Annotated in this window: 26 protein-coding genes; 5 read left to right on the top strand and 21 right to left on the bottom strand. The window is 67.0% G+C overall.

Annotation, left to right across the window (positions count from 1 at the left end):
* Positions 1 to 66: 66 nt before the first annotated feature.
* On the bottom strand, positions 67 to 999 hold the full coding sequence (locus B5Y19_RS18540; protein WP_079591909.1) for a ring-cleaving dioxygenase: 933 nt from the start codon (positions 997 to 999) through the stop codon (positions 67 to 69).
* A 202-nt stretch (positions 1,000 to 1,201) separates the two neighbouring features.
* On the opposite strand from B5Y19_RS18540, the gene B5Y19_RS18535 reads away from it, so the two are divergent.
* From B5Y19_RS18535 to B5Y19_RS26170, 3 genes are read left to right on the top strand one after another with little or no spacing between them, the layout of a single operon-like run.
* On the top strand, positions 1,202 to 1,627 hold the full coding sequence (locus B5Y19_RS18535) for a DoxX family protein (RefSeq protein ID WP_079591908.1): 426 nt from the start codon (positions 1,202 to 1,204) through the stop codon (positions 1,625 to 1,627).
* 43 nt (positions 1,628 to 1,670) lie between these two features.
* Positions 1,671 to 2,636, top strand: coding sequence for a LysR family transcriptional regulator (locus B5Y19_RS18530; protein ID WP_055726297.1), 966 nt, complete (start codon positions 1,671 to 1,673; stop codon positions 2,634 to 2,636).
* Positions 2,637 to 2,696: 60 nt separating this feature from the next.
* Positions 2,697 to 2,864 (top strand): hypothetical protein, encoded by a 168-nt coding sequence (locus tag B5Y19_RS26170; RefSeq protein WP_176168659.1) that lies wholly within the window; start codon positions 2,697 to 2,699, stop codon positions 2,862 to 2,864.
* A 9-nt stretch (positions 2,865 to 2,873) separates the two neighbouring features.
* On the opposite strand, the gene sugE is transcribed toward B5Y19_RS26170, so the two are convergent.
* The 7 genes from sugE to B5Y19_RS18495 all read right to left on the bottom strand — a co-directional run bounded on the left by sugE (position 2,874) and on the right by B5Y19_RS18495 (position 7,564).
* Positions 2,874 to 3,191, bottom strand: coding sequence for a quaternary ammonium compound efflux SMR transporter SugE (sugE, locus tag B5Y19_RS18525; RefSeq protein ID WP_055726296.1), 318 nt, complete (start codon positions 3,189 to 3,191; stop codon positions 2,874 to 2,876).
* Between the two features lie 97 nt (positions 3,192 to 3,288).
* The gene (locus B5Y19_RS18520) at positions 3,289 to 3,810 is read right to left on the bottom strand and encodes a MerR family transcriptional regulator (RefSeq protein ID WP_411914162.1); all 522 of its coding nucleotides are present in this window, start codon (positions 3,808 to 3,810) and stop codon (positions 3,289 to 3,291) included.
* Positions 3,807 to 4,121 (bottom strand): integration host factor subunit alpha, encoded by a 315-nt coding sequence (locus tag B5Y19_RS18515; protein ID WP_055726295.1) that lies wholly within the window; start codon positions 4,119 to 4,121, stop codon positions 3,807 to 3,809. Before B5Y19_RS18515 ends, B5Y19_RS18520 begins: the two co-directional genes overlap by 4 nt.
* A gap of 187 nt (positions 4,122 to 4,308) precedes the next feature.
* On the bottom strand, positions 4,309 to 5,286 hold the full coding sequence (locus B5Y19_RS18510) for a beta-ketoacyl-ACP synthase III (protein WP_079591907.1): 978 nt from the start codon (positions 5,284 to 5,286) through the stop codon (positions 4,309 to 4,311).
* Between the two features lie 12 nt (positions 5,287 to 5,298).
* Positions 5,299 to 6,357 carry a phosphate acyltransferase PlsX gene (gene plsX, locus B5Y19_RS18505; RefSeq protein WP_079591906.1) on the bottom strand — a complete coding sequence of 353 codons (1,059 nt, stop codon included), beginning with the start codon at positions 6,355 to 6,357 and terminating at the stop codon, positions 5,299 to 5,301.
* A gap of 114 nt (positions 6,358 to 6,471) precedes the next feature.
* Positions 6,472 to 7,029 carry a YceD family protein gene (locus tag B5Y19_RS18500; protein WP_079591905.1) on the bottom strand — a complete coding sequence of 186 codons (558 nt, stop codon included), beginning with the start codon at positions 7,027 to 7,029 and terminating at the stop codon, positions 6,472 to 6,474.
* Positions 7,019 to 7,564, bottom strand: coding sequence for a ubiquinol-cytochrome C chaperone family protein (locus B5Y19_RS18495; RefSeq protein WP_055726291.1), 546 nt, complete (start codon positions 7,562 to 7,564; stop codon positions 7,019 to 7,021). Before B5Y19_RS18495 ends, B5Y19_RS18500 begins: the two co-directional genes overlap by 11 nt.
* Before the next feature lie 134 nt (positions 7,565 to 7,698).
* Between B5Y19_RS18495 and B5Y19_RS18490 the strand changes: the two genes are divergently transcribed.
* Entirely contained in the window at positions 7,699 to 8,193 is a 495-nt protein-coding gene (locus tag B5Y19_RS18490; RefSeq protein ID WP_055726290.1) for an outer membrane protein assembly factor BamE, read from the top strand.
* A gap of 72 nt (positions 8,194 to 8,265) precedes the next feature.
* Here the strand turns inward: B5Y19_RS18490 and B5Y19_RS18485 are convergent, their stop codons facing one another.
* The 11 genes from B5Y19_RS18485 to glyA form a co-directional block, all read right to left on the bottom strand.
* Entirely contained in the window at positions 8,266 to 9,192 is a 927-nt protein-coding gene (locus tag B5Y19_RS18485; RefSeq protein WP_055726289.1) for a DMT family transporter, read from the bottom strand.
* A gap of 353 nt (positions 9,193 to 9,545) precedes the next feature.
* Complete coding sequence (locus tag B5Y19_RS18480; protein ID WP_055726288.1) at positions 9,546 to 11,702, bottom strand: sodium-translocating pyrophosphatase; 2,157 nt, start codon at positions 11,700 to 11,702, stop codon at positions 9,546 to 9,548.
* Between the two features lie 213 nt (positions 11,703 to 11,915).
* Entirely contained in the window at positions 11,916 to 12,716 is an 801-nt protein-coding gene (gene allE, locus B5Y19_RS18475) for a (S)-ureidoglycine aminohydrolase (RefSeq protein ID WP_055726287.1), read from the bottom strand.
* 47 nt (positions 12,717 to 12,763) lie between these two features.
* Positions 12,764 to 13,966, bottom strand: a complete 1,203-nt coding sequence (locus B5Y19_RS18470; protein WP_055726286.1) for an MFS transporter — start codon at positions 13,964 to 13,966, stop codon at positions 12,764 to 12,766.
* 37 nt (positions 13,967 to 14,003) lie between these two features.
* Positions 14,004 to 15,002: a thiamine-phosphate kinase gene (gene thiL, locus B5Y19_RS18465; RefSeq protein WP_079591928.1), complete on the bottom strand. Its 999-nt coding sequence runs from the start codon at positions 15,000 to 15,002 to the stop codon at positions 14,004 to 14,006.
* Between the two features lie 178 nt (positions 15,003 to 15,180).
* Positions 15,181 to 15,648, bottom strand: coding sequence for a transcription antitermination factor NusB (gene nusB / locus B5Y19_RS18460; protein WP_055726285.1), 468 nt, complete (start codon positions 15,646 to 15,648; stop codon positions 15,181 to 15,183).
* Positions 15,645 to 16,154, bottom strand: coding sequence for a 6,7-dimethyl-8-ribityllumazine synthase (gene ribH, locus B5Y19_RS18455; protein WP_055726284.1), 510 nt, complete (start codon positions 16,152 to 16,154; stop codon positions 15,645 to 15,647). The genes nusB and ribH overlap by 4 nt, the downstream gene beginning before the upstream one ends.
* Before the next feature lie 116 nt (positions 16,155 to 16,270).
* Entirely contained in the window at positions 16,271 to 16,918 is a 648-nt protein-coding gene (locus B5Y19_RS18450; RefSeq protein WP_055726283.1) for a riboflavin synthase, read from the bottom strand.
* Entirely contained in the window at positions 16,918 to 18,048 is a 1,131-nt protein-coding gene (ribD, locus tag B5Y19_RS18445; protein WP_055726282.1) for a bifunctional diaminohydroxyphosphoribosylaminopyrimidine deaminase/5-amino-6-(5-phosphoribosylamino)uracil reductase RibD, read from the bottom strand. Before ribD ends, B5Y19_RS18450 begins: the two co-directional genes overlap by 1 nt.
* The gene (nrdR, locus tag B5Y19_RS18440) at positions 18,041 to 18,550 is read right to left on the bottom strand and encodes a transcriptional regulator NrdR (RefSeq protein WP_055726281.1); all 510 of its coding nucleotides are present in this window, start codon (positions 18,548 to 18,550) and stop codon (positions 18,041 to 18,043) included. The genes ribD and nrdR overlap by 8 nt, the downstream gene beginning before the upstream one ends.
* A gap of 42 nt (positions 18,551 to 18,592) precedes the next feature.
* The gene (gene glyA, locus B5Y19_RS18435; protein ID WP_055726280.1) at positions 18,593 to 19,891 is read right to left on the bottom strand and encodes a serine hydroxymethyltransferase; all 1,299 of its coding nucleotides are present in this window, start codon (positions 19,889 to 19,891) and stop codon (positions 18,593 to 18,595) included.
* Between the two features lie 261 nt (positions 19,892 to 20,152).
* Between glyA and B5Y19_RS18430 the strand changes: the two genes are divergently transcribed.
* Positions 20,153 to 21,991, top strand: a complete 1,839-nt coding sequence (locus B5Y19_RS18430; protein ID WP_055726279.1) for a hypothetical protein — start codon at positions 20,153 to 20,155, stop codon at positions 21,989 to 21,991.
* 112 nt (positions 21,992 to 22,103) lie between these two features.
* Here the strand turns inward: B5Y19_RS18430 and B5Y19_RS18425 are convergent, their stop codons facing one another.
* Both B5Y19_RS18425 and ldtR read right to left on the bottom strand, forming a co-directional pair.
* On the bottom strand, positions 22,104 to 23,348 hold the full coding sequence (locus B5Y19_RS18425) for a L,D-transpeptidase family protein (protein WP_055726278.1): 1,245 nt from the start codon (positions 23,346 to 23,348) through the stop codon (positions 22,104 to 22,106).
* Between the two features lie 299 nt (positions 23,349 to 23,647).
* Complete coding sequence (gene ldtR / locus B5Y19_RS18420; protein WP_055726277.1) at positions 23,648 to 24,160, bottom strand: transcriptional regulator LdtR; 513 nt, start codon at positions 24,158 to 24,160, stop codon at positions 23,648 to 23,650.
* Positions 24,161 to 24,250: the final 90 nt, after the last annotated feature.

Raw genomic sequence — 24,250 nt, 5'->3', positions numbered from 1 at the left:
GCGGGACCGCCCTGCCCCCGCGAAAGGCAGGCAGGGCGGCATCTGCGCGGGCTCCATAGCCCTGGACTAGGCCAGGACCGGCAGCACCGCCTCGATCTGCTTGCGGTGCGCCTCCAGGCCGGGCGGCAGCTTGAGCGAACGGCCGAGTTCGGCAGCCGGCTCGTCGACCGCGAAGCCGGGGACGTCCGTCGCGATCTCGAACAGGACATGGCCGGGCTCGCGGAAGTAGACGGAACGGAAATAGTTCCGGTCCCGCTGCTCGGTGGTGCGGATGCCATGGTTCTCGGCGAGGCGGCGCACCATCTCCTCCTGCGCGGCATCGTCGGCCGCCCGGAAGGCGATGTGGTGCACCGAGCCCGCGCCCTGACGCGCCGGCAGGAAGCCGCCGGCGACACGCAGGTCGATGACCCCGCCGATCGCCGCACCCCTGACCGCGTAGCGGATCAGCGTATCCTCGCGCCCGATCTCGGTGAAACCGAAGACGTCGCTCAGGATGGCAGCCGTCGGCGCCGCATCGGCCAGCAGCAGGCTGACGCCGTGGAAGCCGCGGATGGCATGCTCGGCCGCAATGCCGCCCTCGGCCCAGGCCGGTTCGGCCTCGATGCCGGCCACGCCGACGAGAGCGAGCCTCATCCCGTCCGGATCGCGGAAGCCCAGCACCGTCTCGCCGAAGCGCTTGAACGGCGGCTCATGCGGCACGCCCTGCTCGACGAAACGATGCGTCCAGAAGCCGATCGAGCCGGCGGGGACACGGAACACCGTCTCCTGGGTCTCGCCGACACCGAGCCGGCCCGGCGCCGCATGCTCCCAGGGGAAGAAGGTCAGGATCGAACCCGGCGCCGCATCGGCATCGCCGAAATAGAGGTGGTAGGTGCCGGGATCGTCGAAATTGACGGTCTTCTTGACCAGGCGCAGGCCGAGCACGCGCCCGTAGAAATCGAGATTGCGGCGGGCCGGGCCGGCAATGGCGGTGACGTGGTGAAGGCCGTTGATCTGCATGGCGTCGTCCTCCGAGTGCTGTGGGTGTGCTGTGGGCATCTGCCCCGTTGACCGAAAGATCGGGCCGATCACTGCCTGACGCCAGAGGCACGAGATTGCATTGACGCAATCACACAAACGCCAATCTACAATTTGATTTGCAGACGGATGCCGTCACAATCCCGACCCGAGACCAGCCCATCCCGTTTCAGGAGACATCACCATGATCGACTCTCGTCTTGCCCCCTATGGCGCCCTCGGCCTGCGCGTCGCGCTCGGCCTGATGTTCATCGCCCATGCCTATCTCAAGCTCGTGATCTTCACGCCCGCCGGCTTCACCGGCTTCCTCGGCCAGGTCGGCCTTCCCGGCTTCCTGGCCTGGCCGATCATCCTGGCGGAGCTCCTCGGCGGGCTCGCCATCCTTCTCGGCTTCTACGGCCGCTACGTCTCGCTGGCGCTGGTGCCGCTGCTGCTCGGCGCGCTCATGGTCCATGCGCCGAATGGCTGGGTCTTCAACGCGCCGAATGGCGGCTGGGAATACCCTGCCTTCCTGGCGCTCGCCGCCTTCGCCCACGCCCTGATCGGGGACGGCGCCCTGGCGCTGAAGCCGACCCGCCTTGCCGGCGAACGCCGCCCGGCCATCGCCTGATCGGCGGCTTGAAGGAGCGATCGCCCTGGCCGAGAGTGCGCGGATGAATCAAGCCGCGAAACCCTTGGCCTGGGATGATTTCCGCCTGATCAAGGCGATCGCCGACAAGCAGGCCCTGCCCGCCGCGGCGGCCGCGCTCGGCGTCAATCACTCCACCGTCTTCCGCCGCCTCGGCCAGATCGAGGCGGCGCTCGGCGTCCGGCTGTTCGAGCGGCACCGCAGCGGCTATATCGCGACACCGGCGGGCGAGGAGATGGTTCAACTCGCGGGCCGCGTCGACGACGACATCACCGCCTTTGCCCGCAGGCTCGCAGGCCAGGAGATCGAGCCGGCCGGCGAGCTGCGCGTCGCCACCAACGATTCCCTGCTGGTCGACCTGCTGACACCGCTCTTCGCGCAGTTCCTGCAGCAATACCCGGGCATCCGCCTCGACGTGCTGATCGGCAACCGGGCGGCCAATCTCTCCAAGCGCGATGCCGATGTCGCGATCCGCGCCACCGACAACCCGCCGGAGAACCTGGTCGGCCGCAAGCCCGCCCGCATCGCCTGGGCGCTCTATGGGCGGGCGGCCGACTTTCCGGACGCCGCCTCCCCGGAGCCCAGTCTACTGTGGGAGCGCAACTGGATCTCGCTGGGCGAGCAATTCACCATGCTGAGCGCCGTCCGCTATCTGGCGCGCCATGTCGCGCCGGAACGCGTCGTCTACAAGCTCAACACGGTGCTCGGCCTCGCCGAGGCCGTCGAAGCCGGCATCGGCATCGGTTTCCTGCCCTGTTTCATCGGCGATACCCGGCCGGGGCTGGCGCGGCTCGCCGGGCCGAATCCGGACCTCGCCGCCGATCTCTGGCTGCTGACCCATCCGGACATGCGGCACACGCCGCGCGTGCGGCTCTTCCTCGATTTCCTGGCCGGCGAGGTCGCGCGGCTGCGGCCGCTGATCGAGGGCGAACGGCCGATCGGACGCGCGCCGCCACCGGAAACGCCTCCCGAAGCCGGCGACGACGCCTGAGCGAAGCGTCCGGGCGATGGGCGATTGCCGCGCCGCCGATGCGCAGGTTACGATCGCATGATGGAGATCGTCGTCCCCCTCATCATCGGCCTGAGCCTGATCTGGTTGATCGGCCGGGGCGTGCCCTGGAACGCCAAGCTGATGACGATCATGGTGACACTGGCAATCGTCATCCTGATCGTCGCGCTCGAACGTGGCGGCTATTGGCCGGAAGGCTGGCGCCGCTGAGCCGGCGCCTCAGGGCGAGACCAGCTTGAGGCCGACGATGCCGGCGACGATCATGCCGATGCAGAGCAGCCTGAGCACGCCCGCGGGCTCGCCCAGCAAGGCGATGCCGAGGATCGCCGTCCCGATCGTGCCGATGCCGGTCCAGACCGCATAGGCGGTGCCTACCGGCAGGGATTTCAGGGCGAGGCCCAGCAGCCCCAGGCTGATCACCATGCTGACGCCAGTAAACAACGTCGGCAGCAGGCGGGTGAAACCCTGGGTGTATTTCAGGCCGATCGCCCAGCCGACCTCGAACAGGCCCGCGACGAAAAGATAAAGCCAGGCCATCACGGCCCTCCTCGGCAAAGAACAGGACCGCTTTCAACCGCCGCAGGCAGGGATTGCCCCATGTAAGCGGCGGCGCATCGGAAAAACGACGATGGGTTCAGGCGGCGTCCGGCGCGGGCTGCAGGGCCCGCTCCAGGATACGCCGGCATTCGCCGAGCTCCGACATCACGGCGCTCAGCACGGTGATGTCGTCGAGGCCTTCGGGAACGGGCTGCGGCCGCGGCTGCACCCACTCCTGAGCCTCGCCATCCGTGGCCTCCGTCATGGCAGGCGAAGGCGAAGCGGTATTTGCCGCACCGATCGGCGCGCCGCGGCCGATGGCCTGGACGTGACGGGGCCCCTGCTCCTTGAGAATCCGCTGCAGGCCCTTGATCGTATAGCCTTCGCCGTAGAGCAGGCGCCGGATGCCCTTGAGCAAGGCGACGTCGTCAGGACGATAATAGCGGCGCCCGCCGCCCCGCTTCAGCGGCTTGATCTGGCTGAAGCGCGTCTCCCAGAAACGCAGGACATGCTGAGGGATGTCGAGGTCTTCGGCGACCTCGCTGATGGTTCGGAAGGCATCTGGGCTCTTGGTGTCCAATTCGGCCTCGGTATCGCCGGCGTGGAACTCCAGATTCACTCAGTCTCACCCTCGCCGCTCTGCCCGTTGATGCGGGCCTTCATCACGTTCGAGGGCTTGAATACCATCACCCGACGCGGCTCGATCGGCACCTCAACACCCGTTTTCGGATTACGCCCGATTCGCTCGCCTTTGTCTCGCACGACGAACGAGCCGAACGAGGACAGCTTCACATTCTCGCCGCGCGCGACAGCGTCACAGATCTCGTCGAGCACCGCCTCGACGAGCTTCGACGATTCCGTCCGCGACAGGCCGATCTTCTGGTAGACAGCCTCGCACAGGTCCGCGCGAGTGACCGTTTGCCCCGCCATTCATATCCTCCAAGGCGTATTGCAGGCAGCGGTGGAAACCGCTCCCTTTCGCCATTACGGACGGCGGACGCTAGGCGCCCCCGTCGCGCGGGTCAATCCTCCAGCGCGGCCGATCAGCCGGCCAGAGCCAGAATCAACCCGAAATGACGATGAATCGTGACAATTTTCGAGGCTTTTAGCCTCAGGCTCACCAGCGGATCAAGGCCGAGCCCCAGGTGAAGCCGCCGCCCATCGCCTCGACCAGCACGAGCTGGCCCCGCTTGATGCGGCCATCGGCATGGGCCTCCGCCAGCGCGAGCGGGATCGAGGCCGCCGAGGTGTTGCCATGGCGGTCGACGGTGACGACGACGCGATCATGGCTGATGCCGAGCTTGTCGGCGGTGGCGTCGATGATGCGCCGGTTCGCCTGATGCGGCACGAACCAGTCGATATCGGCGCCGGACAGCCCCGTCTGCTCGAAGGTGTACCGCACCGTCTCGGCGAGATTGTTCACGGCGTGGCGGAAGACCTCCTTGCCCTCCATGCGCAGGAAGCCGACCGTCTTGGTCGAGCCCGCGCCGCCGTCGACATAGAGCTTGTCCTTGTAGCGCCCGTCCGAGCGGATATGCGTGGTCAGGATGCCGCGGTCGGCCAGCGTCCCCTGCCCCGGAACGGCCTTGAGCACCACGGCGCCGGCGCCGTCGCCGAACAGCACGCAGGTGGCGCGGTCCTCCCAGTCGAGGATGCGCGAGAACGTCTCGGCGCCGATCACCAGCGCCGCCCTGGCGGAGCCGGTGGTCAGGAACTTGTCGGCGGTCGCGAGCGCGAAGACGAAGCCCGAGCAGACCGCCTGCACGTCGAAGGCGGCGCCGCCATTGATGCCGAGCGCGGCCTGGATCTGCGTCGCGGTCGCGGGAAAGGTGTGGTCCGGCGTGGCCGTCGCCACGATGATCAGGTCGATCTCGGTGGGGTCGATACCGGCATCGGCGATCGCGGCCTGGGCCGCCTTGAGGCCGACGATCGAGGTCGGCTCATCATCGGCAGCGATGTGGCGCTGGCGGATGCCGGTGCGCTGGACGATCCACTCGTCGCTGGTGTCGACCTTCTGAGCGAGTTCGGCATTGGTAACGATGCGGGCGGGCAGATAGGAGCCGCAACCGACGACTTGTGAGCGCAGAATGGACAAGGAAACCGTTCCCTATTCGGCGTCGGCCGGCTGCGCGACGGGCAGCTCGGGGCGCGTGCTTGCGGCGACCATCTCGCGGACCTTCGCCATCAGATCTTCCCGCGCCATTTCATAGCCCAGTTCAGCGGCGCTGGCGAAGCCGATCGCATCCGTGCCACCGTGGCTCTTGATGACGATGCCTTCCAGCCCGAGAAAGACGCCGCCATTGGACTTGCGCGGGTCGAGCTTCTCCCTGAGCGCGGCGAAGGCGCCACGCGCAAAAAGATACCCGATCTTGGCCATCAAGGAACGACTCATCGCAGAGCGAAGATAGGAGGAGATCTGGCGCGCCGTGCCTTCCGCGGTCTTCAGCGCGATATTGCCGGTGAAGCCCTCGGTCACGACGACATCGACCGTGCCCTTGCCGAGGTCGTCGCCCTCGACGAAGCCGTGATAGGAGAGGTGCGGCAGGTCGCTCTCGCGCAGGATGCGGCCGGCCTCCTTGACCGCCTCGACACCCTTGATCTCCTCGACGCCGACATTGAGCAGGCCGACGGTGGGACGATCGAGATCGAAGACGACGCGGGCCATGGCCGCGCCCATCACCGCGAGATCGACGAGGTGGCGGGCATCGGCACCGATCGTCGCGCCGACGTCGAGCACGATGCTCTCGCCGCGCAGCGTCGGCCAGAGCGCCGCGATCGCCGGGCGGTCGACCTGCGGCATCGACTTCAGGCAGAACTTCGACATCGCCATCAGCGCGCCGGTGTTGCCGGCCGAGACGGTGACGTCGGCCTCGCCGGTCTTGGTCGCGTCGATCGCGCGCCACATCGACGATTTGTAACGGCCGTAGCGCAGTGCCTGGCTGGGCTTGTCGTCCATCTTCACCGAGACCTCGGTGTGATGGAAGGTCGTCACCGCCTTGAGTTTCGGGTGCTGGTCGAGCAATGGCAGCACCTGTTTCTCGTCACCGAATACGACGAAGCGCGCATCCGGGCGACGTTCCAGCATCAGGGCTGCGCCGGGAATGACGACGGCGGGGCCGTGATCCCCGCCCATCGCATCGAGCGCGATTGTAACCGGTCTTGTCATGGAGTTCTGGTATGTCCCGGAAATGGCCGACCTTCGATCCGGGACGGCTCATGGCCGGCCGGACAATAGCGACTTGGACGGAGGTCGCAAGCCGCGCAAGAGCCGGTGAAGACTTCAATCACCGCGTTTCAGCTTCGCCAATGCCGCGAAAGGCGATTCCGCCCCGGCCTCGGCCGCTGGCGCCTCGAAGCTGACGCCGGGCTTGCGCGGATAGGGGTCGAGCGCCAGCGCGAGGAATTCGAGCGTGACCGCGCCCAGGTCGATCACGCCGTCGACGATCGGCTCGGGCGGATCGTCCTCGTTCAGCAGGACCTCGATATCGATCTCGGCATCGTCGCGCTCGCCGCGGCGCGCAGCCGCCCCGGCCTCGTCCTCGGGCGCGAAATCCAGCTTCACCGGGACGTCGAGCTTCACCGGGAAGGGATCGAGCGTGACGACGCATGTCTGGTGCAGGCTCGTGGTGATCCGCCCCTCGAGTTTCACTCGCTCCCCGTTGCGCGACAGGGTGTAGCGAGCCTCCAGCGCCTCCAGCGAGGCGAGCCCCAGCATGGCCGCGATCGGGGCCAGTTGCTCGGCGCTCGCCTTGACGACGGCCTCGGTGCCGCGCTGGCGGATCGCCTCGATGCGGATCGGCTGGCTCAACGGCAGCGCCGGAGCGTGATCAGATGTCATGCTTGGTCTCCTGACCGGCAAAGGCCGGAAACAGCGTCTCCCGGCTCAGCAGCGCATCGAGATCGCAGGTGGCGAGCGCGGCCTGCGCCTCGCGGACATAGGCGGCGAGCCATCCGGCACCCTCCGCCGAACAGGCGTTGCGCCGCAGCGCCTCCTCCAAAGCCTCGAGGCCGGGCGCGACCAGCGCCGCCTCATAGGCCTGAACGCGGCCATAGAACATCTGGCCGATCTTCTTCATGCGCTTGGGCACAGCGACATCGCTGACGCCGCCATTGCGGAATCCGAGCTCGAGATAGGCGAAGCAGGCATCGACCAGCTCCTGCGCCAGCTCCGAAGCCGGCGGCGGCAACTCGCGCAGGCGCCGCAGCACCAGCAGGGCGTGGATGGTCAGCGATTCGAAACGGCCCTCGAAGCTGTCCGGAATCCCGCCTTCGATATAGAGCGCGGGCCGTCGCGAAGCCTCGGCAACGCGTGCAAACAGCGCATCCACCGTGGCACGCCGCTTGGCGCGCTTGCCGAACAACCCGAAAATCACGCGTTTGCCTGCGCCCGCCGCGGTTGCGGGCGTCCTCGCCTTGCCAAAGCCATCCTCGGGCGTTACGCCAACCCCTACCCTTTTGACAAGCGGCTTGGGTCATCCTGGCCGTGCTCGCCTTGGATCGTGCCCGTATGAGCCTCATCACCCGCCGCACGGCCCTGCTCGGGGCCCTCGCGACTTCTTCCCTGCTGCTGGCCGGCTGCGGCCCCGACTCGGGCGGCTTCAGGCTGCCGACCTCCGCCGGTCTGAACGAGGAGTTCACCCGTGGTTTCGTGATGGACCAGGGGCTGGTGGCGCAGATCAAGGTCGGCATGGACGTGCAGTCCGTCCTGCAAATCCTCGGCACGCCGTCGACGACCTCGACCGTGGGCAACCGCACCTTCTACTATATCAGCCAAACGGCGCGCCGGCGCTTCCAGTTCCAGGACCCGCAGGTGATCGACCAGCAGGTGCTGGTGATCTATTTCAACAAGAGCTTCAAGGTCGAGCGCATCGCCCATTACGGCCTGCAGGACGGCGTGATCTTCGACTTCATCAGCCGTACCACCCCGACCGGTGGCGAGGAGCAGAGCTTCCTGCGCAACCTCTTCCGCGGCGTCACCAAGTTCAACCCGCTCGGCAGCTGAGGCCGGGCGCCGCTCGACACGAAAGCCCCGCGGCTGCAAGGCCACGGGGCTTTTCTTTGCTGCATCGGCGCTTCAGCGCGGCGAAGCGGCCGACTTCTCCGGCAGCGTCATCGCCATGACGCCGAGCAGGACGAGGCCAAGGCCGATCCAGGCCGTGGGGCCGAGACGCTCGCCCAGGAAGACGAGCCCGATCGCGACGCCGATCGGCACCCGCAGATAGGACACCGCCGTCGTGCCGACCGAACCGAGGGTACGGATCAGCCGGAAATAGATGGCGAAGGCCAGGGCCGTCGAGAAGACAGCGAGCGCCAGCAGCGCGAGCAGGGAATCCGCAGCGGGAGAAAGCGTCCAGGGGCGGTCGACGACCAGCGCGGCCGGGATCAGGAGCGCGGTTCCGGTGAGCATCGAGCCTGCCGCCGGAAGCAGCGGGTCCATGTCGGAGAAATGGCGGCCGAACAGCGCTGCGCAGGCATAGGCGATGGTCGCAGCGACGATCGCGAGCTGCGGCACAACCGCATGACCAAGTCCCGACAGGGCATCGACGCCGACGATCAGGCCGATGCCGGCGAGACCGGCCAGGACGCCGAGCCCCTTGCGCCAGTCCGGCCGGCGGCCCGGAAACAGCGCCAGCGAGATCAGAAAGACGAAGACCGGCGTCGTGCCGTTGAGGATCGAGGCGAGGCCGGCATCGACGCTGCGTTCCGCCCAGGCGATCAGGGTGAAGGGAACGACGCTGTTGAGGCAGGCCTGCGTCATGAAGCGGCGCCAGGCGGCAAAGTCGCGCGGCAGGCGCAGTCCCCGCCAGCGGATGACGGCGAACAGGACGCCCCCCGCGATCAGCGTGCGGGCCGCGATCAGCGTCAACGGCGGGATCGTCTCCACCCCGATCTTGATGAAGGTGTAGGAGCCGCCCCAGAGCGTGGCGAGCGCCAGCAGGAGGGCGATCTCGGTGGTGCGGTTCGGCGTGGCGGCTTGTGTATCGAGCGCTTGCGTGGACATGGCCTCTCCTCGGTTCGGCGGGACCATGCCAGCGGAAGAGCGCCGACGCATGCGAGAACGCTACGGGGCCGGCCGTAGCTTCCCAGCTTGATTCAAGAACTTGCCAAAGTGATTCAAGCCGGAGCGGCAAGCCGTTGGTCCGCCCGGGGTTTCCGCCGCATTTGCTCCGAGGCGGGCGCTGTCGTTGCGAGCGCAGCGAAGCGATCCAGGGGGACTGGTGGAACCGTTCAGCTCTGCCGCCCCTGGATTGCTTCGTCGCTTCGCTCCTCGCAATGACGGCCTGCCCACCTACTGGCCAAAGAAGAACCCGCGGCTTTCGCCGCGGGTTGGTGTTGTTCAGGTCGAACCTGCGATCAGGAATGCGCCAGGATCGCCAGAAGCAGCAGGGCGATGATGTTGGTGATCTTGATCGCCGGGTTCACGGCGGGGCCCGCCGTGTCCTTGTAGGGGTCGCCGACGGTGTCGCCGGTCACCGAGGCCTTGTGCGCCTCCGAGCCCTTGAGGTGACGCACGCCGTCCTTGTCGACGAAGCCATCCTCGAAGCTCTTCTTGGCGTTGTCCCAGGCGCCGCCGCCTGAGGTCATCGAGATGGCGACGAAGATGCCGGTGACGATGACACCCAGCAGCATTGCCCCCACCGCCGCGAAGGCCTGGTTGCGACCGGCGATGGCGTTGATCACGAAATAGGTCACGATCGGCGCCAGCACCGGCAGGAGCGAGGGAACGACCATTTCCCTGATCGCGGCGCGCGTCAGCATGTCGACGGCGCGGCCGTAATCGGGCCGGTCCTTGCCTTCCATGATGCCGGGCTTCTCGCGGAACTGCCTGCGCACCTCCTCGACCACCGAGCCCGCCGCACGCCCGACCGCCGTCATGCCCATGCCGCCGAAGAGGAACGGAATGAGGCCGCCGAGCAGGAGGCCGACGACGACATAGGGGTTGGAGAGCGTGAAATCGACGGTGACGCCCTTGAAGTACTGGAAGGTGGTCGAGCCCGCCTTGTTGGCCTCGGCGATGAAGAAGTTCAGGTCCGAGGTATAGGCCGCGAAGAGCACCAGCGCGCCGAGGCCGGCGGAGCCGATCGCATAGCCCTTGGTGATCGCCTTGGTGGTGTTGCCGACCGCATCGAGCGCATCGGTGGACTGGCGCACCTCCTTGGGCAGCCCCGCCATCTCGGCGATGCCGCCGGCATTGTCCGTCACCGGGCCGAAGGCGTCGAGCGCCACCACGACACCGGCCAGCGCCAGCATGGCGGTGGTGGCGATGGCGATGCCGAACAGGCCGGCGAGGCTGTAGGCGACGATGATGCCCGCGACGATCACGATCGTCGGCAGCGCCGTCGATTCCAGCGAAACCGCGAGGCCCTGGATGACGTTGGTGCCGTGCCCCGTGACGGAGGCCTGGGCGATCGAGACCACCGGGCGCTTGCCGGTGCCCGTGTAGTATTCGGTGATGACGACGATGAGCAGCGTCACCGAGAGGCCGACCAGCGCGCAGGCGAAGAGCCCGCCCGAGGTGAAGGTGACGTTCTGCACCGTGGTGAAGGAAGCGGAGAAGCCACCGAACATGGTGTAGTTCACCACCGCGATCGCCCCGACCGAGAGCACGCCGGCGCCGATGAAGCCCTTGTAGAGCGCCCCCATGATCGACTGGTTGGCACCGAGCTTCACGAAGAAGGTGCCGATGATCGAGGTGACGATGCAGGCCGCGCCGATCGCCATCGGATAGAGCATCATCGTGCCCAGCACCGGCTGGCCGGCGAAGAAGATGGCGGCGAGCACCATGGTCGCGACCAGCGTCACCGCATAGGTCTCGAACAGGTCGGCCGCCATGCCGGCGCAGTCACCGACATTGTCGCCGACATTGTCGGCGATCGTCGCCGGGTTGCGCGGATCGTCCTCGGGAATGCCGGCCTCGACCTTGCCGACGAGATCTGCGCCGACATCGGCGCCCTTGGTGAAGATGCCGCCGCCGAGACGGGCGAAGATCGAGATCAGCGAGGCTCCGAAGCCCAGCGCCACCAGCGAATCGATCACCGTGCGGCTGGAAGGCTCGAAGCCGAGCCAGGAGGTCAGGACGCCGTAATAGACCGCCACGCCGAGCAGCGCGAGGCCCGCGACCAGCAGGCCGGTGACGGCGCCCGCCTTGAAGGCCACGTCGAGCCCCTCGCCGAGGGACTTCATCGCCGCCTGGGCGGTGCGGACATTGGCGCGCACCGAGACGTTCATGCCGATGAAGCCGGCAGCGCCCGAGAGCATCGCCCCGATCAGGAAGCCGAGCGCCACCCATTTGCCGAGCAGCCAGGCGAGCACGACGAAAAGCACGATGCCGACCATGGAAATGGTCATGTACTGGCGCTTCAGATAGGCCTGCGCGCCTTCGGCGACCGCGCCGGAAATCTCCTGCATGCGCTGGTTGCCGGCATCGCGCTTCATGACGTCGCCATAGGCCCAGATGCCGTAGGCTATCGACAGCGCACTCAATATGATGATGAGAAGCAGAGCTGACATTCGTTATCCTGACCCTAGAGCTTGCAGCCGGCGGGAGCGCTGTCGCTCCTCATTTGCAGCGTTGGACGTCAGGCAACGAAAAAACGGGCCCTGAAGACTACAAGGCCCGCTCCGCGTCGCCAGTGTCAGGCGAATTTGTGGCAAGTTTCGGCGAGGAGCGCAAACGGCGCGCTTACAAATCCCGCAAAATGTCAGCCATGACCTTCCGCAGGGTCAGAGAGCGAAGTCGCGGTTGACGTTCTTGTAGAGCAGGTAGCAGGCGTCTCCGTAGCCCGTCGGGTAGAACTGCTGCGGGCAATAGCCGCCCATCCAGATGAAATCGCGCTCCCAGATCTCGTGCCAGTCGGCGCCGAGGAGATAGAGCCCCTGCCCTTCCAGCATGTAGAGGCCGTGTTCCATCACATGGGTCTCGACCGCCGGGAAGCAGACGCCCGGCTTGAACCACATCAGGTTCATCTCGAAGTCGAAGCGCATATCGCCATAGGGCAGCAGGAACTGGAAGCCGCGCCCTTCCATGCCGGTGTGATTCGTCATCGGCACGGCATCGCGATGCGACAGGATCGGCTCGGGCATGGCGAGGCCGGGGGCCGCCTCGTAGCGCTTGCGCAGCGCGAGCACGCGGGCGGGCGCGCCGCTCTCGTTCCGAAGGGTGAAGGGCGTGGCCGGCGGCAGGTAAGCGAAGCCGCCGGGCGTCATCGCCTGCGCCGCTGCTCCCGCCATTCCGAAGGCGACCTCACCGGACAGGACGTAGAAGAAGTGCTGGACGCCCTCCTCGCTGAACGGCGCCGGCGTGCCGCCGCCGGGCGCGATCTCGAGGACATACTGCGCGAAGGCCGCACCGAGGACCGGCGCCGCCAGCACGCGCACGATCGTGTCGCGATAGTGCGGCAGGCGGCTCACCAGCACACCCTCCGGCGGCATGAAGGCGTAGTTGGACCGCACCACCCCGCGATTATGGCCGATCGCCCCCGGCGGCACATGGCCGGTGGCTGCGGGGAAAGCGCGGTTGGTCATTCCTGTCCTCCAGGATTGGGAAAGGGGGAAAGCGAAGGCCGGAAGGCTCAGCCGATGGCGGGCCGCTGGAAGCGCTGCCAGGCCACGAGCGCGAGCGCAAGCGCGACCGGCGGGAAGACCAGCCAGTTCACGGCGTCCCAGCCGCCATGGCTGAGCAGGCCGCCCGAGGAGAAGGAGGCAATGGCGACCGAGCCGAAGACGAGGAAGTCGTTGGCGGCCTGCACTTTCACCCGCTCCTCCGGCCGGTAGCACTCCGTCACCAGCGCAGTCGCGCCGATGAAGCCGAAGTTCCAGCCGATGCCGAGCAGGATCAGGGCCAGCCAGAAATGACCGACGCTGAGGCCGGTGAGGCCGACGACGGCGGCGAGCGCCGTCAGGATCAGCCCGGCGGCGGTGACCTTGCCCTTGCCGAAGCGGGCGATCAGGCGGCCAGTGAAGAAGCTCGGCCCGAACATCGAGAGCACATGCCACTGGATGCCGAGCGCCGCGTCGCCGACCGTGTGACCACAGGCGACCATCGCCATCGGCGCCGCCGTCATGACGAAGCTCATCAGGCCATAGGCGACCAGCGAGGCTGTGACCGAGGCGATGAATTTCGGCTGGCGCATGATCTCGCCGAGCGGGCGGCCGCCGCCGGAGCGAACCGCCGCCATCCGCGGCGCGCGCAGCTGCGCGACGATGCCGATCGCCAGCAGCGCCAGCACGCCCTGCGCGAGGAAGCTCGCGGCGAAAGGTGCGGCCGGTGTCAGATCGCGCGTCCAGTAGACCGATTGCGGCCCGATGACGCCCGCGGCGAGACCGCCGATCATCACCCAGGAAATCGCGCGCGGCTTGAAGTCGTCGCTGGCGGTGTCCGCCGCGGCGAAGCGATAGCTCTGCACGAAGGAGCCGTAGAGACCGCAGACGAAGGTGCCGATGCAGAACAGCCAGAACAGCCTGAGCGAGACGCCTCCCGCCGCGAGGCTCGCGCCGGCGGCGCCGATGAGCGCACCGATCAGATAGCCGCTGCGCCGCCCGAGCCGGCGCATCACCATGGCCGCCGGGATCACCCCGCAGGCGATGCCGAGCTGCAGCAGGCTGACCGGCACCGTCGCGAAAGCCTGGTCGGCGACGAGCTGGGCGCCGACGATGCCGCCGAGCGAGACGATGATCGCCGGATTGGCGCCGCCGAGTGCCTGCGCCCCGGCAAGGACCAGCGCGTTGCGCTTCGCGAGCCTGTCGCCATCGAGGACCGGAACATGCTGGTTCATTACAATGCCGCCTCGCGGCCGCCGGGACGAACCGCTGTCAAAAATGCGAGAAGGAGCCCTGCGCGAAGCTGCGCAGGCGACCTTGCTCGCGATATGTCACCACGCCGGCCTCGGCCGTGACCCGCCCGATCGGCGTCAGCGGAAGCATACTTCCCTCCGCAGCCGCAATAAGAGCAGGATATTCCCTTTCCGAAGCCGTGCAGAGAATTTCGTAGTCGTCTCCACCCGTCCAGGCCAGTTCCGCCAGTGCAGGATCGGCCATGAGCGCCGCGCGGGCCGCCGGCGAGAGCGGGACTGAATCGAGGTCGATCTCGGCCCCGACGCCAGAGGCTTTCAGCAGCTTGGCGAGATCGCCGACGAGCCCGTCGGAGACGTCCATCGCGGCCGAGGCGTGGCGTTGCAGCGCTTCGGCGAGGGCATGGCGCGGCTGCGGATGCAGGTAGCGATCGGCGAGGAAAGCGCGCTGTTCGAGAGCGAGCGAAGCGACCCAGCCCGGCTTGTCCGGACCATGCGCCTTCAGGCCGAGCGCGCCATCGCCGATGCTGCCGGACACGAGCACGACATCGCCCGGCCTGGCGCCAGCGCGGCGGACCATCCGTCCCGCCGGAACCGTGCCGAAGGCGGTTATCGACAGGGTGAGCGGCCCGGCGGTCGAGACCGTGTCGCCGCCGATCAGCGGGCATCGCGCCTCTTCGGCCATGCGGCCAAGGCCGGCGACAAAGCCGGCGAGCCAGGCTTCGGTCCAGCCGTGCGGCAGGGCGAGCGTCAGCACGAAGCCTTCTGGCCTGGCCCCCTTGGCCGCGAGATCGGAGAGATTGACCGCCAGAGCCTTCCAGCCGATCGCGTCTGGCGGATCATCGGGGAAGAAGTGGACGCCGGCGACGAGCGCATCGGCCGTGACGACCAGCTCATAGCCGCGGCCGGGGCGCAGCAGCCCGGCATCGTCGAGAAGATCGAGGCCGCCTGGCCCGGCGATCGGCGCGAAATGGCGGGCGATCAGCTCGAACTCGCCGGGGCGTGGGATTTGGCTGCTCATGATCGTCCGAAGCTGCAGGCCCGTCTGCGCAGCCCTCATCCTGAGGAGCCGCGCAGCGGCGTCTCGAAGGATGCTCCAGAAGACGAACCCGGAGCAATCTGGAACATCCATCGAGACGCAGCCTTGGGCTGCTCCTCAGGATGAGGGCTCGAAACATCGAGCCGTTCGTCATACCAGGCTACGCCGCCGGAACGTCGAACTCGTCGGCGCGGAAATCGCGGGCCATGCGGTCGAGCACGGCATTGACCATGCCGATCTCCTCGCCGTCATAGAAGGCACGCGCGACGGCGACATATTCGGAGATCACGGCACGGGCCGGCACGTCCTTGCGGAAGGCGAGCTCGTAGGCGCCCGCGCGCAGGATCGCGCGCACCACGGCCTCGACGCGCTTCAGCGGCCAGTTCTTGGCGAGAAGATCATCGACCGTACGGTCCACCACGCGCTGCTCGCGGACCACGCCGCCGAGCACGTCACGGAAGAAGGCGAGCTCGGCCCGCGGCAGTTCGATCTCCTCGACCTCCTTGCCGATCCAGAAGGCCTCGAACTCGGCCATCGCCTCGACGACGCCACGGCCGCCGACTTCCATCTCGTAGAGCGCCTGCACGACCGAGAGCCGCGCGCCGCGCCGCATCTCGGCCCGGCTCATTGAGATTTCTCCGCCAGGGAGCGCTTGTAGCGCAGCACGGCGAGCGCCGCTTCGGCCGCACCGCCGCCCTTGTCCATCTCGGAGCGGTTGGCGCGAGCCCAGGCCTGCGCTTCGTTCTCGACGGTCAGGATGCCGTTGCCGAGCGGCAGGGCGAAGGCGACGGAGAGATCCATCAGCGCGCGCGAGCTCTCGCCGGCGACGATGTCGTAATGGCCGGTCTCGCCGCGGATGACGGTGCCGAGCGCGACGACGGCCTCATAGGGATCGACGGCCTCGTCGGCGGCGCGCAGGCCGATGACGATGGCGGAAGGGATTTCCAGCGCGCCGGGAACGGTGACGACGTCGACGCGGCAGCCCGCCTCTTCCAGCACGGCGGTCGCGCCGGCCAGGAGTTCATCGGCGAGCTTGTCGTAGAAGCGTGCCTCGACGACGAGGACGCGGGCGCCGTCGAGCTCGACGGCAAGAGTTGCGGCCTTGTCGGCCGAGGTCTGCCGGGGTCCGGCCATGGTTCTTGTCCTTAAATCAAAACGATCGATTGGAGCACGAGGCAGAACACGCCGTCATCCCGGAGCGAGCGGAACTCGACCCGGGATGACGGCGCGCTTGATGGATTGGCCACGGTCTATCCCTGCGGACGCGCCTCCGCAAGCCGTGCGGCGTAACGCGCCATCAGATCGACCTCGAGATGAATGGGGTCGCCTTCCTTGCGCTGCCCCCAGGTGGTCACTGCGAAGGAGTGCGGAATCAGCAGCACGGTGAAGACGTCGTCCTCGACGGTGTTGACGGTCAGTGAGGTGCCGTCGAGGCAAACCGAACCCTTGGCCGCGATGAAACGGGCCAGCCCCTGCGGCGCGCGGATGTGGAAGCGGGCGGTCGCGCCCCAGGGCTCGTCCGGATCGGCCTCGATCGCATCGATCTTGAGGATGCGCGCGACGCCGTCGACATGGCCGGTGACGAGGTGGCCGCCAAGCTCCTCGCCGACCTTGAGCGAGCGCTCCAGATTGATCCGGGTGCCGGGCTCCCAGTCGCCTGCGATCGTCTTCGCCAGCGTCTCGGCCGCCGTCTCGACCTGGAAGATGCAGCCAGGTGCGCCGTCCGTGCGCGGCTTCAGCGCGGTGACGGTCAGGCAGATGCCGGCACAGCAGATCGAAGCGCCGATGGCGATGCCTTCCGCCTCATAGGGGCAAGCGATGGCGAGGCGCTTGAGATTCGGCCCCTTGCGCTCGGCCTCCACGACCTCGCCGATGGCGGTGACGATGCCGGTGAACATCAGCCTCTCCTCACGAAATGTTCGAAATGGTCGTGGCCGATCATGCCGGCCTCGGCCAGTGCGTATAGATCGGGCTGGGCGAGCAGCCCGGCAAGCCCCGGGCGCACGGCAACGACGCCGGGCTGCCCCAGCGTTTTTGGCGAAGTCGAGACGATCACCTCGTCGGCGAGGCCGGCCAGGGCCAGCTTCTCGCCGATGCGCGGGCCGCCTTCCGAGAAGACGCGGGTGATGCCGCGCGTGCCCAGCAGCGTCAGCGCCTCGCGCAGGTCGAGATGGCCGTCCGGCGCCAGGGAGACGCGCATGACCTCGACGCCGGCCGCGACCAGGGCGTGCTCGGGCTCCACCGGAGCGGTCTCGGCCGCGATGACCCAGACCGGCACCTCGCGCGCCGAGCGCACGAGCTTCGAACCGAGCGGCAGGCGCAGATGGGTGTCGAGGATGACGCGGATCGGCGAGCGCGCGGCCAGGCCGGGCAGGCGCACGGTGAGCTGCGGGTCGTCCGAGAGCACGGAATTGACGCCGAGCATGATCGCGTCGTGATGAGCGCGCTGGAGATGAACCCAGCCGCCGGCGACAGGGCTCGATACGGCGATGGGCGTGCCTCCGGGCCCGCCGGCATAGCCGTCCGCGGTGCGGGCGATCTTGAAGGTCACCATCGGCCGCCCCTGGGTGATGCGCGTGAGATAGCCGCGATGCGCCTGCCGCGCCTCCTCCTCCAGCACGCCGACTGTGACCTCGATGCCGGCCGTGCGCAGCAGCGCATGGCCGAGCCCGGCGATGAACGGGTTGGGATCGGACATCGCCGAGACCACACGCTTCACGCCCGAGAGGATGGTATGCTCGACGCAAGGGATGCCACCGCGCACCGAACGATGCGAGCAGGGTTCGAGCGTGACATAGAGCGTGCCGCCCATCGAGGCCGCACCCGCCCGCGAGAAGGCATGCGCCTCGCCATGCGGCCGGCCGCCGGGCTGGGTACGGCCGCGCGCGACGACCACAGGGCCGTCCGGCGTGTCGCGCGTGATGATGGCGCCGACGGACGGGTTGGTCGCGGTCGTGCCCAATCCGCGGGCGCCATAGGCGAGCGCCTGGCGCATGAAGGCGCGGTCGACCGCGCTGCGGTCAGTCATCGTCGCGGGAGGACCGGTCGCGCAGAGCCGCGGCGGAAGCGACCTCCTCCTCGCCGGCACCGAGCTGGCCGAGAAGCTCCTCGAAGTCCTTCGCCTCGCGGAAGTTCTTGTAGACCGAGGCGAAGCGGACATAGGCGACGTCGTCGAGGCCCTTGAGCCCCTCCATCACCAATTCGCCGATGGTCGAGCTCGGGATTTCGGCCTCGCCCGAGCTTTCGAGCTGTCGCACGATGCCGTTGACCATGCGCTCGATGCGCTCCGGCGCGACCGGACGCTTGCGCAGCGCATGCGCGATCGAGGTCTCGAGCTTGTCACGGTCGAAGGGCGCACGCCGGCCCGAGCGCTTGACCACCGTCAATTCGCGCAGCTGGACGCGCTCGAAGGTGGTGAAGCGGCCGCCGCAATCGGGGCAGACGCGGCGGCGGCGGATCGAGGCATGGTCGTCGGTGGGACGGGAGTCCTTCACCTGCGTGTCGAGGGAGCCGCAATAGGGACAGCGCATACCGGTTCGCCAGCCTTTCTCAGAGCCCCTTCGAGAACCTGCTCAATAGATCGGGAAGCGCGCCGTCAGCGCCTTGACCTTGGCCGTGACGGCCTGCTCGACGGCGGCGTTGCCTTCCTCGCCATGAGCTGAGAGCCCGTCCAGCACCTCGGCGATCAGCTCGCCGACCTGCTTGAATTCGGCGATGCCGAAGCCGCGCGAGGTCGCCGCCGGCGTGCCCAGGCGGATGCCCGAGGTGGTCATCGGCTTCTCGGGATCGAAGGGGATGCCGTTCTTGTTGCAGGTGATGTGGGCGCGGCCGAGCGCGGCTTCCGCCGCCTTGCCGGTCAGCTTCTTCGAGCGCAGGTCGACCAGCATCAGGTGATTGTCCGTGCCGCCGGTGACGAGGTCGAAGCCCTTCGACTTCAGCGTCTCGGCCAGCGCCTTGGCATTGGCGACCACGGCATGGGCGTAGGTCTTGAACTCAGGCTGCAGCGCCTCCTGGAACGAGACCGCCTTGGCCGCGATGACATGCATCAGCGGGCCGCCCTGGATGCCCGGGAAGATCGCCGAATTGACCTTCTTCGCGATCGCCTCGTCATTGGTCAGGATCATGCCGCCGCGCGGGCCGCGCAGCGTCTTGTGCGTCGTGGTGGTGACGACATGGGCATGCGGGAACGGCGAGGGATGCGCGCCGCCGGCAACGAGTCCGGCGAAATGGGCGATGTCGACCATGAAATAGGCGCCGACCTTGTCGGCGATCTCGCGGAAGCGGGCGAAGTCCCAGTGACGGGCATAGGCCGAGCCGCCGGCGACGATGACCTTCGGCTTGTGCTCAACGGCGAGGCGCTCCATCGCGTCGTAGTCGATCAGCTGGTCGACGACGCAGACGCCGTAGGAGACGACGTTGAACCACTTGCCGGACTGGTTGACCGGCGCGCCATGGGTCAGGTGCCCGCCGGCGGCGAGGTCGAGGCCCATGAAGGTGTCGCCGGGCTGCATCAGCGCCATGAAGACGCCCTGATTGGCCTGCGAGCCGGAGTTCGGCTGGACGTTGGCGAAGCTGCAGCCGAAGAGCCGGCAGGCGCGCTCGATGGCGAGCTTCTCGGCGATGTCGACGAACTGGCAGCCGCCGTAATAGCGCCGGCCCGGATAGCCCTCGGCGTATTTGTTGGTCATCACCGAGCCCTGCGCCTCGAGCACGGCGCGCGAGACGATGTTCTCGGAGGCGATCAGCTCGATCTCGTCGCGCTGGCGGCCGAGCTCCAGGTCGATCGCGCGGGCGATCTCGGGATCGGCGTCATGCAGCGAGGCGCCGAAGAAGGAGTTCGAGAGGTGCTTGTTCGGCGCGGCGTCGGTCATGTCCGGCTCCTGAAGTTCAACGGCCGGTGGGCGCCCGGCTCCGTCGCGGCGTCCCTATCACGCGGCGGGAGGCTGTCCAAGCGGTAGATGGACGCGGGTCGACGAGATCGGACTCCGGCGGCGTCCAACGCGACGGGCGGAGTCTGCTGCAGCGGATCCGAATCCCTGAAAATCGCGTAATGCGACTGCGATTGATAGAATTCAACTTGAAGTTGCATTGCAGTTGACGTAATACCTCCCATAGCAAAGGGGGGGATCACCATGCGGAAATACCTTCGCGCTTACAGCCTGAGCTTCTGCCTCGCCGCCGCAGCCTGCCTCCATGCCCAGAACGGCCGCGCCGACCCGGTCGGGCCCTTGCTCCCGACGACGGGCGGCCAGATCTTCAAGACCTACGAGATCTACAGGGACGGGGCCGATCCGAACGTCCATTACGCGCTGCGCACGCAGCCTGTCCTGGCGACGGCCCAGAACGGGGGAGCCATCTTCTCCATGGAGAAGTTCGATGGCGAGACCGCGAGATTCGGCGGGACGATCACCGCCACGATCTCCCTGCAGAACAACGCCAGCGACTTCGACGGCGTCTGGGCCGGCAAGGACATCAGGTCGATGCCATTCATCGCGGACCCGAACGACCTGACCTATGTCGAAATCAGGGACCAGGCCGGAAACCGCCAGCGGATGTTCCTGGAAGCGACGACGGATGCGCAGAACCGGATCTCATTCCACATCCCGCTGACATCGGATCAGGCGGAGCGCGTCTGGCAGACTAGGAAAGGGAACACACTCCCCGTCACTCTGTTCCTGAAGCGGCATATCCTTGCGGTCACGACCGATCTGAAGGTCAACATCAAGATCGATATCCACGAAGTCTACAAGTACTTCTCAGCCAATGCCTCGGTCGGCTTCTGGGTCTTCAAGGCCTCCTATCGGCAGGTTCGAGAGAGCCACAACATCGACAACTACATCCATGTCACGACCTTCCAGGGCGAAGGGGTTTCCGGCGAGCGGCTGGAGGAAGCCCAGGAGGAGGCCTGGAAGCGCATCAAGGAAATCCTCTTCCGCCAGACCATCACGCCGAATCCGGCGCCGACCCCTCCCGTCGGCGGCTGGCCGGCAGCGATCCTGGCGGTCGCGAACGACTTCTATAACAACTACAAGCTCGCGACCGGCAGCGGCTACCTGACTGCTGACGTCATCGACATCCAAAAATCGTTCGATGCTCATTATGAGTATCAGATCGACCAGAAACGCGCCCAGAGGCGCGCTCGCGACTTCTATTACAACATCGACACCAGCTCGCTTCAGAGCGAGCTCGACAGATACTTCTTCCTCATCCAGAAATTCCCGGAAACCCGCAAGGTCAGCGTGAGCACCCTGCCCATCCTGGGCGCGAGCGGAGCGGTCAAGGTCACGACCTCGCTCTGGCAGGAAATGCCTGGTGGGGCACCGGCGGGGACACAGACCCTCAGCTTCAACGTCGCGGGCGGGCGCCAGCCATCGCCGCAGACCGCGACGCTGCAACCCCGGCAGGCGCAGACGCTGGAGTTCAAGGCGCAGACCCGGGTGACGACACCGAGCGAGGAAATCAAGGGCGCGGTCCAGACCTACAGCACCGGCGACCAGGACATCACGGCTCCCGGGCGCAGCAGCGACTTCTATCAGGAGAGGGTCGTCGACTTCCTGACCAATGGCAGCCCGATGGCGGTGAAGAGGGCCGATCTCGCCGTCACCTTCCAGCGCAAGTCGGACGGCACGCAGATGCGCAATCTCATCCGCGCCGATCGCGTCAACAGCGCCGGCGTGCGGCTTCTGGCGTCCTCGTTGGACCTGACCATCTGGGACTGCGACGACACCAAGCCGATGTCCTACGAGATGAGCGCAATCACGACATCGGGCAAGTTCGTCACGGCCGGCGTACCCAACGTGCAGGCCCGGACCATGATCCAGCTCAGGCCGATGGAGACCATGACCGCGCCGTCGCCCTATGCCGAACTGGCGAAGGAACTCAAGGCCACCGCAAATCCGGCCCGACAGGACCTGGTGCTGGACCAGTCCTTGACGTCGGCAAGCCCGCAGCTCGTATTCGCCCGCGAATAGGCGCTGCGGTCCAAACGGAAACGGCCCCTCCGGCATCGCCGGAGGGGCCGTTCGAACCGTTTCGAGCGGCCTGATCGCTCGCCGGCTTCCGCGGCGGCGAAAGGCCGGGACGTCAGATGTCCTGGTCGCCCTGCAGAGCCGCGACCGGCGCCGGGCCGAGGCCGTCCTTGTTGTAGATGTCGTCTCGGAACTGCACGCCGCCATCCGGCGTCGCCCAAGCGGTGACATAGACCCAGTAGCACGGCACCGGGTCGGCGATGCGGGCGTTGATGCGCTGGCCGGACTGGATCACCTCGTCGATCTTGGCGCGGTCCCAGCCGGGCGTGTTCTTGAGCAGCCAGGCGATGTAGTCGCGCACGTTCTGCACGCGCATGCAACCGGAGGAGACGAAGCGATAATCGTCGCCGAAAATGCCCTTCGACGGCGTGTCGTGCATGTAGACGCCGTGCGGGCTCGGAATGTTGATGCGCACGAAGCCGAGCGAGTTGAAGTCGCCACCCGGATCCTGCCGGAAGGTGTAGCGCGTCGCCTCGTCCGAATTCCAGTTGACGCTGGCGGGCGAGATCTCGGCACCGCTTTGCGAGATAATGCGGATCTTGTTCTCGGTGAGGTAGTTCGGCTCCTTGCGCATCTTCGGGATCAGGTCCTTGCGGATGATCGAGGCGGGAACCGTCCAGGTCGGGTTGAAGTTGATTTCCGGGATCTTGGTCTGCAGCAGCGGCGACTGCCGGTCGATCTTGCCGACGCCGGCGGCGTGGCGCGTCGCGACATGGCCGTTCTCGACCGTCTCGACCATCGCGGCCGGAATGTTGGCGACGACATAGCGCTGGCCGAGATTGCCGGACCAGCTGCGCAGGCGCACGACATTGGTCTCGAGCTGGCGGATGCGCCGATCGATCGGGACATTGAGCGCGACGATCGTCGAGCGGTTGATGGCACCCGTGGTCGAGAGGCCGACGCGGGCCTGGAAGCGGCGCACGCCCGCCTCGACATAGGAATCGTAGACGTTGCTGTCGCCGGCTGCGGCATCGAGATCGCCGGTGATGATCAGGCGACGGCGAAGGGCGACGACGCCCGGGCCCTTGGCGCCGACGCTCATGCGGTCCGGCAGCTGAACCTGCGGCCAGCCGCCGCGCGCGGCGAGATCGCGATAGGCCACGATCGCCTGCTCGGTCGCCTGAAGGGATTCGGACGAGAGCATCGGCGTCGACGAACGCTGGACGGCATTGCGCGCACCGGAATCATAGCTCTGGCGCCACTCGGCCTGCTGAGCGAGCGCCGGTGCCGCGGCCGCCGTAGCCACGCCGGAGAGCAAGGCGAGCACGGTTTCGCGGCGGGTCAGGCTCAATTGCGACATCTCTTCCCTCTTCTGGACCACACGCAGGCAGACCGCACAAAAACGCCGCCAACCGGGGCGACGCTCGCGGCGGACTGCCGCAACAAGCTACCTCTCGGCCGACGACGGTGTCCTAGCACGGTTAACGAGGCGTGATGACAGAGGCGAATTTAGGGCATGGCATGGTTTTGCCGCGTGCATGGCAACAAAACCACAGTCATGCCCGCAGGCATCAAAGAACGCGCCGACGCGGCCGGGACACAGGGCCCCGCCGCGCAACAGGCAGATAGACCGGAACCGCCGCAATTCTGGCGACGATATCAGAGCTTGTAGCGGATCTGGTCGGTCCAGAAGCGCTCGAGGCGCAGCAGGGCGTTGTTCATCCGCTCGAAGTCATCAGCCGCGATGCCGCCGATCTGCTCGACCGTGCGGACGTGCTTGTCGTAGACGCCCTTCACGATGTCGTGCACTTCGGTGCCCTTCTCGGTCAGGCTGATGCGGACCGAGCGGCGGTCGATGCGCGACCGCGCGTGGTGGAGATAGCCGAGCTCAACCAGCTTCTTGACGTTGTAGGAGACGTTCGAGCCGAGATAGTAGCCGCGCGTCCGCAGTTCGCTGGCGGAGAGCTCGGCATCGCCGATGTTGTAGAGCAGCAGGGCCTGCACGCTGTTGACGTCGTCGCGACCGCGACGCTCGAACTCATCCTTGATGACATCGAGGAGACGGCGATGCAGACGCTCCACCAGGGTGAGTGACTCAAGATAAAGAGGCTTCACGTTGAGCTCAGCTTCAACCTTGTGAGCAACATCCGAAGTCTTGACGCTCGCTTTCATTGTATATCCCGCCTGTTGTGTGTCAGCCGGAATTTGTCTTCCGGTCCGCTTCTGAAAAACACCATATGACGGCTCGGATGAAAACGAGTT

This window comes from Allobosea thiooxidans, from assembly GCF_900168195.1.
In the GTDB taxonomy this organism is placed as follows: Bacteria; Pseudomonadota; Alphaproteobacteria; order Rhizobiales; family Beijerinckiaceae; genus Allobosea; species Allobosea thiooxidans.
This window is presented reverse-complemented; position numbering and strand designations above follow the sequence as displayed.

Coding starts and splice junctions, on each gene's coding strand:
- nusB (WP_055726285.1), bottom strand. CDS start 15,648: ATGAGCCGGGCCGAGATGCGGCGCGGCGCGCGGCTCTCGGTCGTGCAG.
- ldtR (WP_055726277.1), bottom strand. CDS start 24,160: ATGAAAGCGAGCGTCAAGACTTCGGATGTTGCTCACAAGGTTGAAGCT.
- B5Y19_RS18490 (WP_055726290.1), top strand. CDS start 7,699: ATGAGCCTCATCACCCGCCGCACGGCCCTGCTCGGGGCCCTCGCGACT.
- nrdR (WP_055726281.1), bottom strand. CDS start 18,550: ATGCGCTGTCCCTATTGCGGCTCCCTCGACACGCAGGTGAAGGACTCC.
- B5Y19_RS18430 (WP_055726279.1), top strand. CDS start 20,153: ATGCGGAAATACCTTCGCGCTTACAGCCTGAGCTTCTGCCTCGCCGCC.
- B5Y19_RS18480 (WP_055726288.1), bottom strand. CDS start 11,702: ATGTCAGCTCTGCTTCTCATCATCATATTGAGTGCGCTGTCGATAGCC.
- B5Y19_RS18530 (WP_055726297.1), top strand. CDS start 1,671: ATGAATCAAGCCGCGAAACCCTTGGCCTGGGATGATTTCCGCCTGATC.
- B5Y19_RS18500 (WP_079591905.1), bottom strand. CDS start 7,029: ATGACATCTGATCACGCTCCGGCGCTGCCGTTGAGCCAGCCGATCCGC.
- B5Y19_RS18470 (WP_055726286.1), bottom strand. CDS start 13,966: ATGAACCAGCATGTTCCGGTCCTCGATGGCGACAGGCTCGCGAAGCGC.
- glyA (WP_055726280.1), bottom strand. CDS start 19,891: ATGACCGACGCCGCGCCGAACAAGCACCTCTCGAACTCCTTCTTCGGC.
- plsX (WP_079591906.1), bottom strand. CDS start 6,357: ATGACAAGACCGGTTACAATCGCGCTCGATGCGATGGGCGGGGATCAC.
- B5Y19_RS18515 (WP_055726295.1), bottom strand. CDS start 4,121: ATGGCGGGGCAAACGGTCACTCGCGCGGACCTGTGCGAGGCTGTCTAC.
- ribD (WP_055726282.1), bottom strand. CDS start 18,048: ATGACTGACCGCAGCGCGGTCGACCGCGCCTTCATGCGCCAGGCGCTC.
- B5Y19_RS18535 (WP_079591908.1), top strand. CDS start 1,202: ATGATCGACTCTCGTCTTGCCCCCTATGGCGCCCTCGGCCTGCGCGTC.
- B5Y19_RS26170 (WP_176168659.1), top strand. CDS start 2,697: ATGGAGATCGTCGTCCCCCTCATCATCGGCCTGAGCCTGATCTGGTTG.
- B5Y19_RS18485 (WP_055726289.1), bottom strand. CDS start 9,192: ATGTCCACGCAAGCGCTCGATACACAAGCCGCCACGCCGAACCGCACC.
- allE (WP_055726287.1), bottom strand. CDS start 12,716: ATGACCAACCGCGCTTTCCCCGCAGCCACCGGCCATGTGCCGCCGGGG.
- thiL (WP_079591928.1), bottom strand. CDS start 15,002: ATGAGCAGCCAAATCCCACGCCCCGGCGAGTTCGAGCTGATCGCCCGC.
- sugE (WP_055726296.1), bottom strand. CDS start 3,191: ATGGCCTGGCTTTATCTTTTCGTCGCGGGCCTGTTCGAGGTCGGCTGG.
- ribH (WP_055726284.1), bottom strand. CDS start 16,154: ATGGCCGGACCCCGGCAGACCTCGGCCGACAAGGCCGCAACTCTTGCC.
- B5Y19_RS18540 (WP_079591909.1), bottom strand. CDS start 999: ATGCAGATCAACGGCCTTCACCACGTCACCGCCATTGCCGGCCCGGCC.
- B5Y19_RS18450 (WP_055726283.1), bottom strand. CDS start 16,918: ATGTTCACCGGCATCGTCACCGCCATCGGCGAGGTCGTGGAGGCCGAG.
- B5Y19_RS18425 (WP_055726278.1), bottom strand. CDS start 23,348: ATGTCGCAATTGAGCCTGACCCGCCGCGAAACCGTGCTCGCCTTGCTC.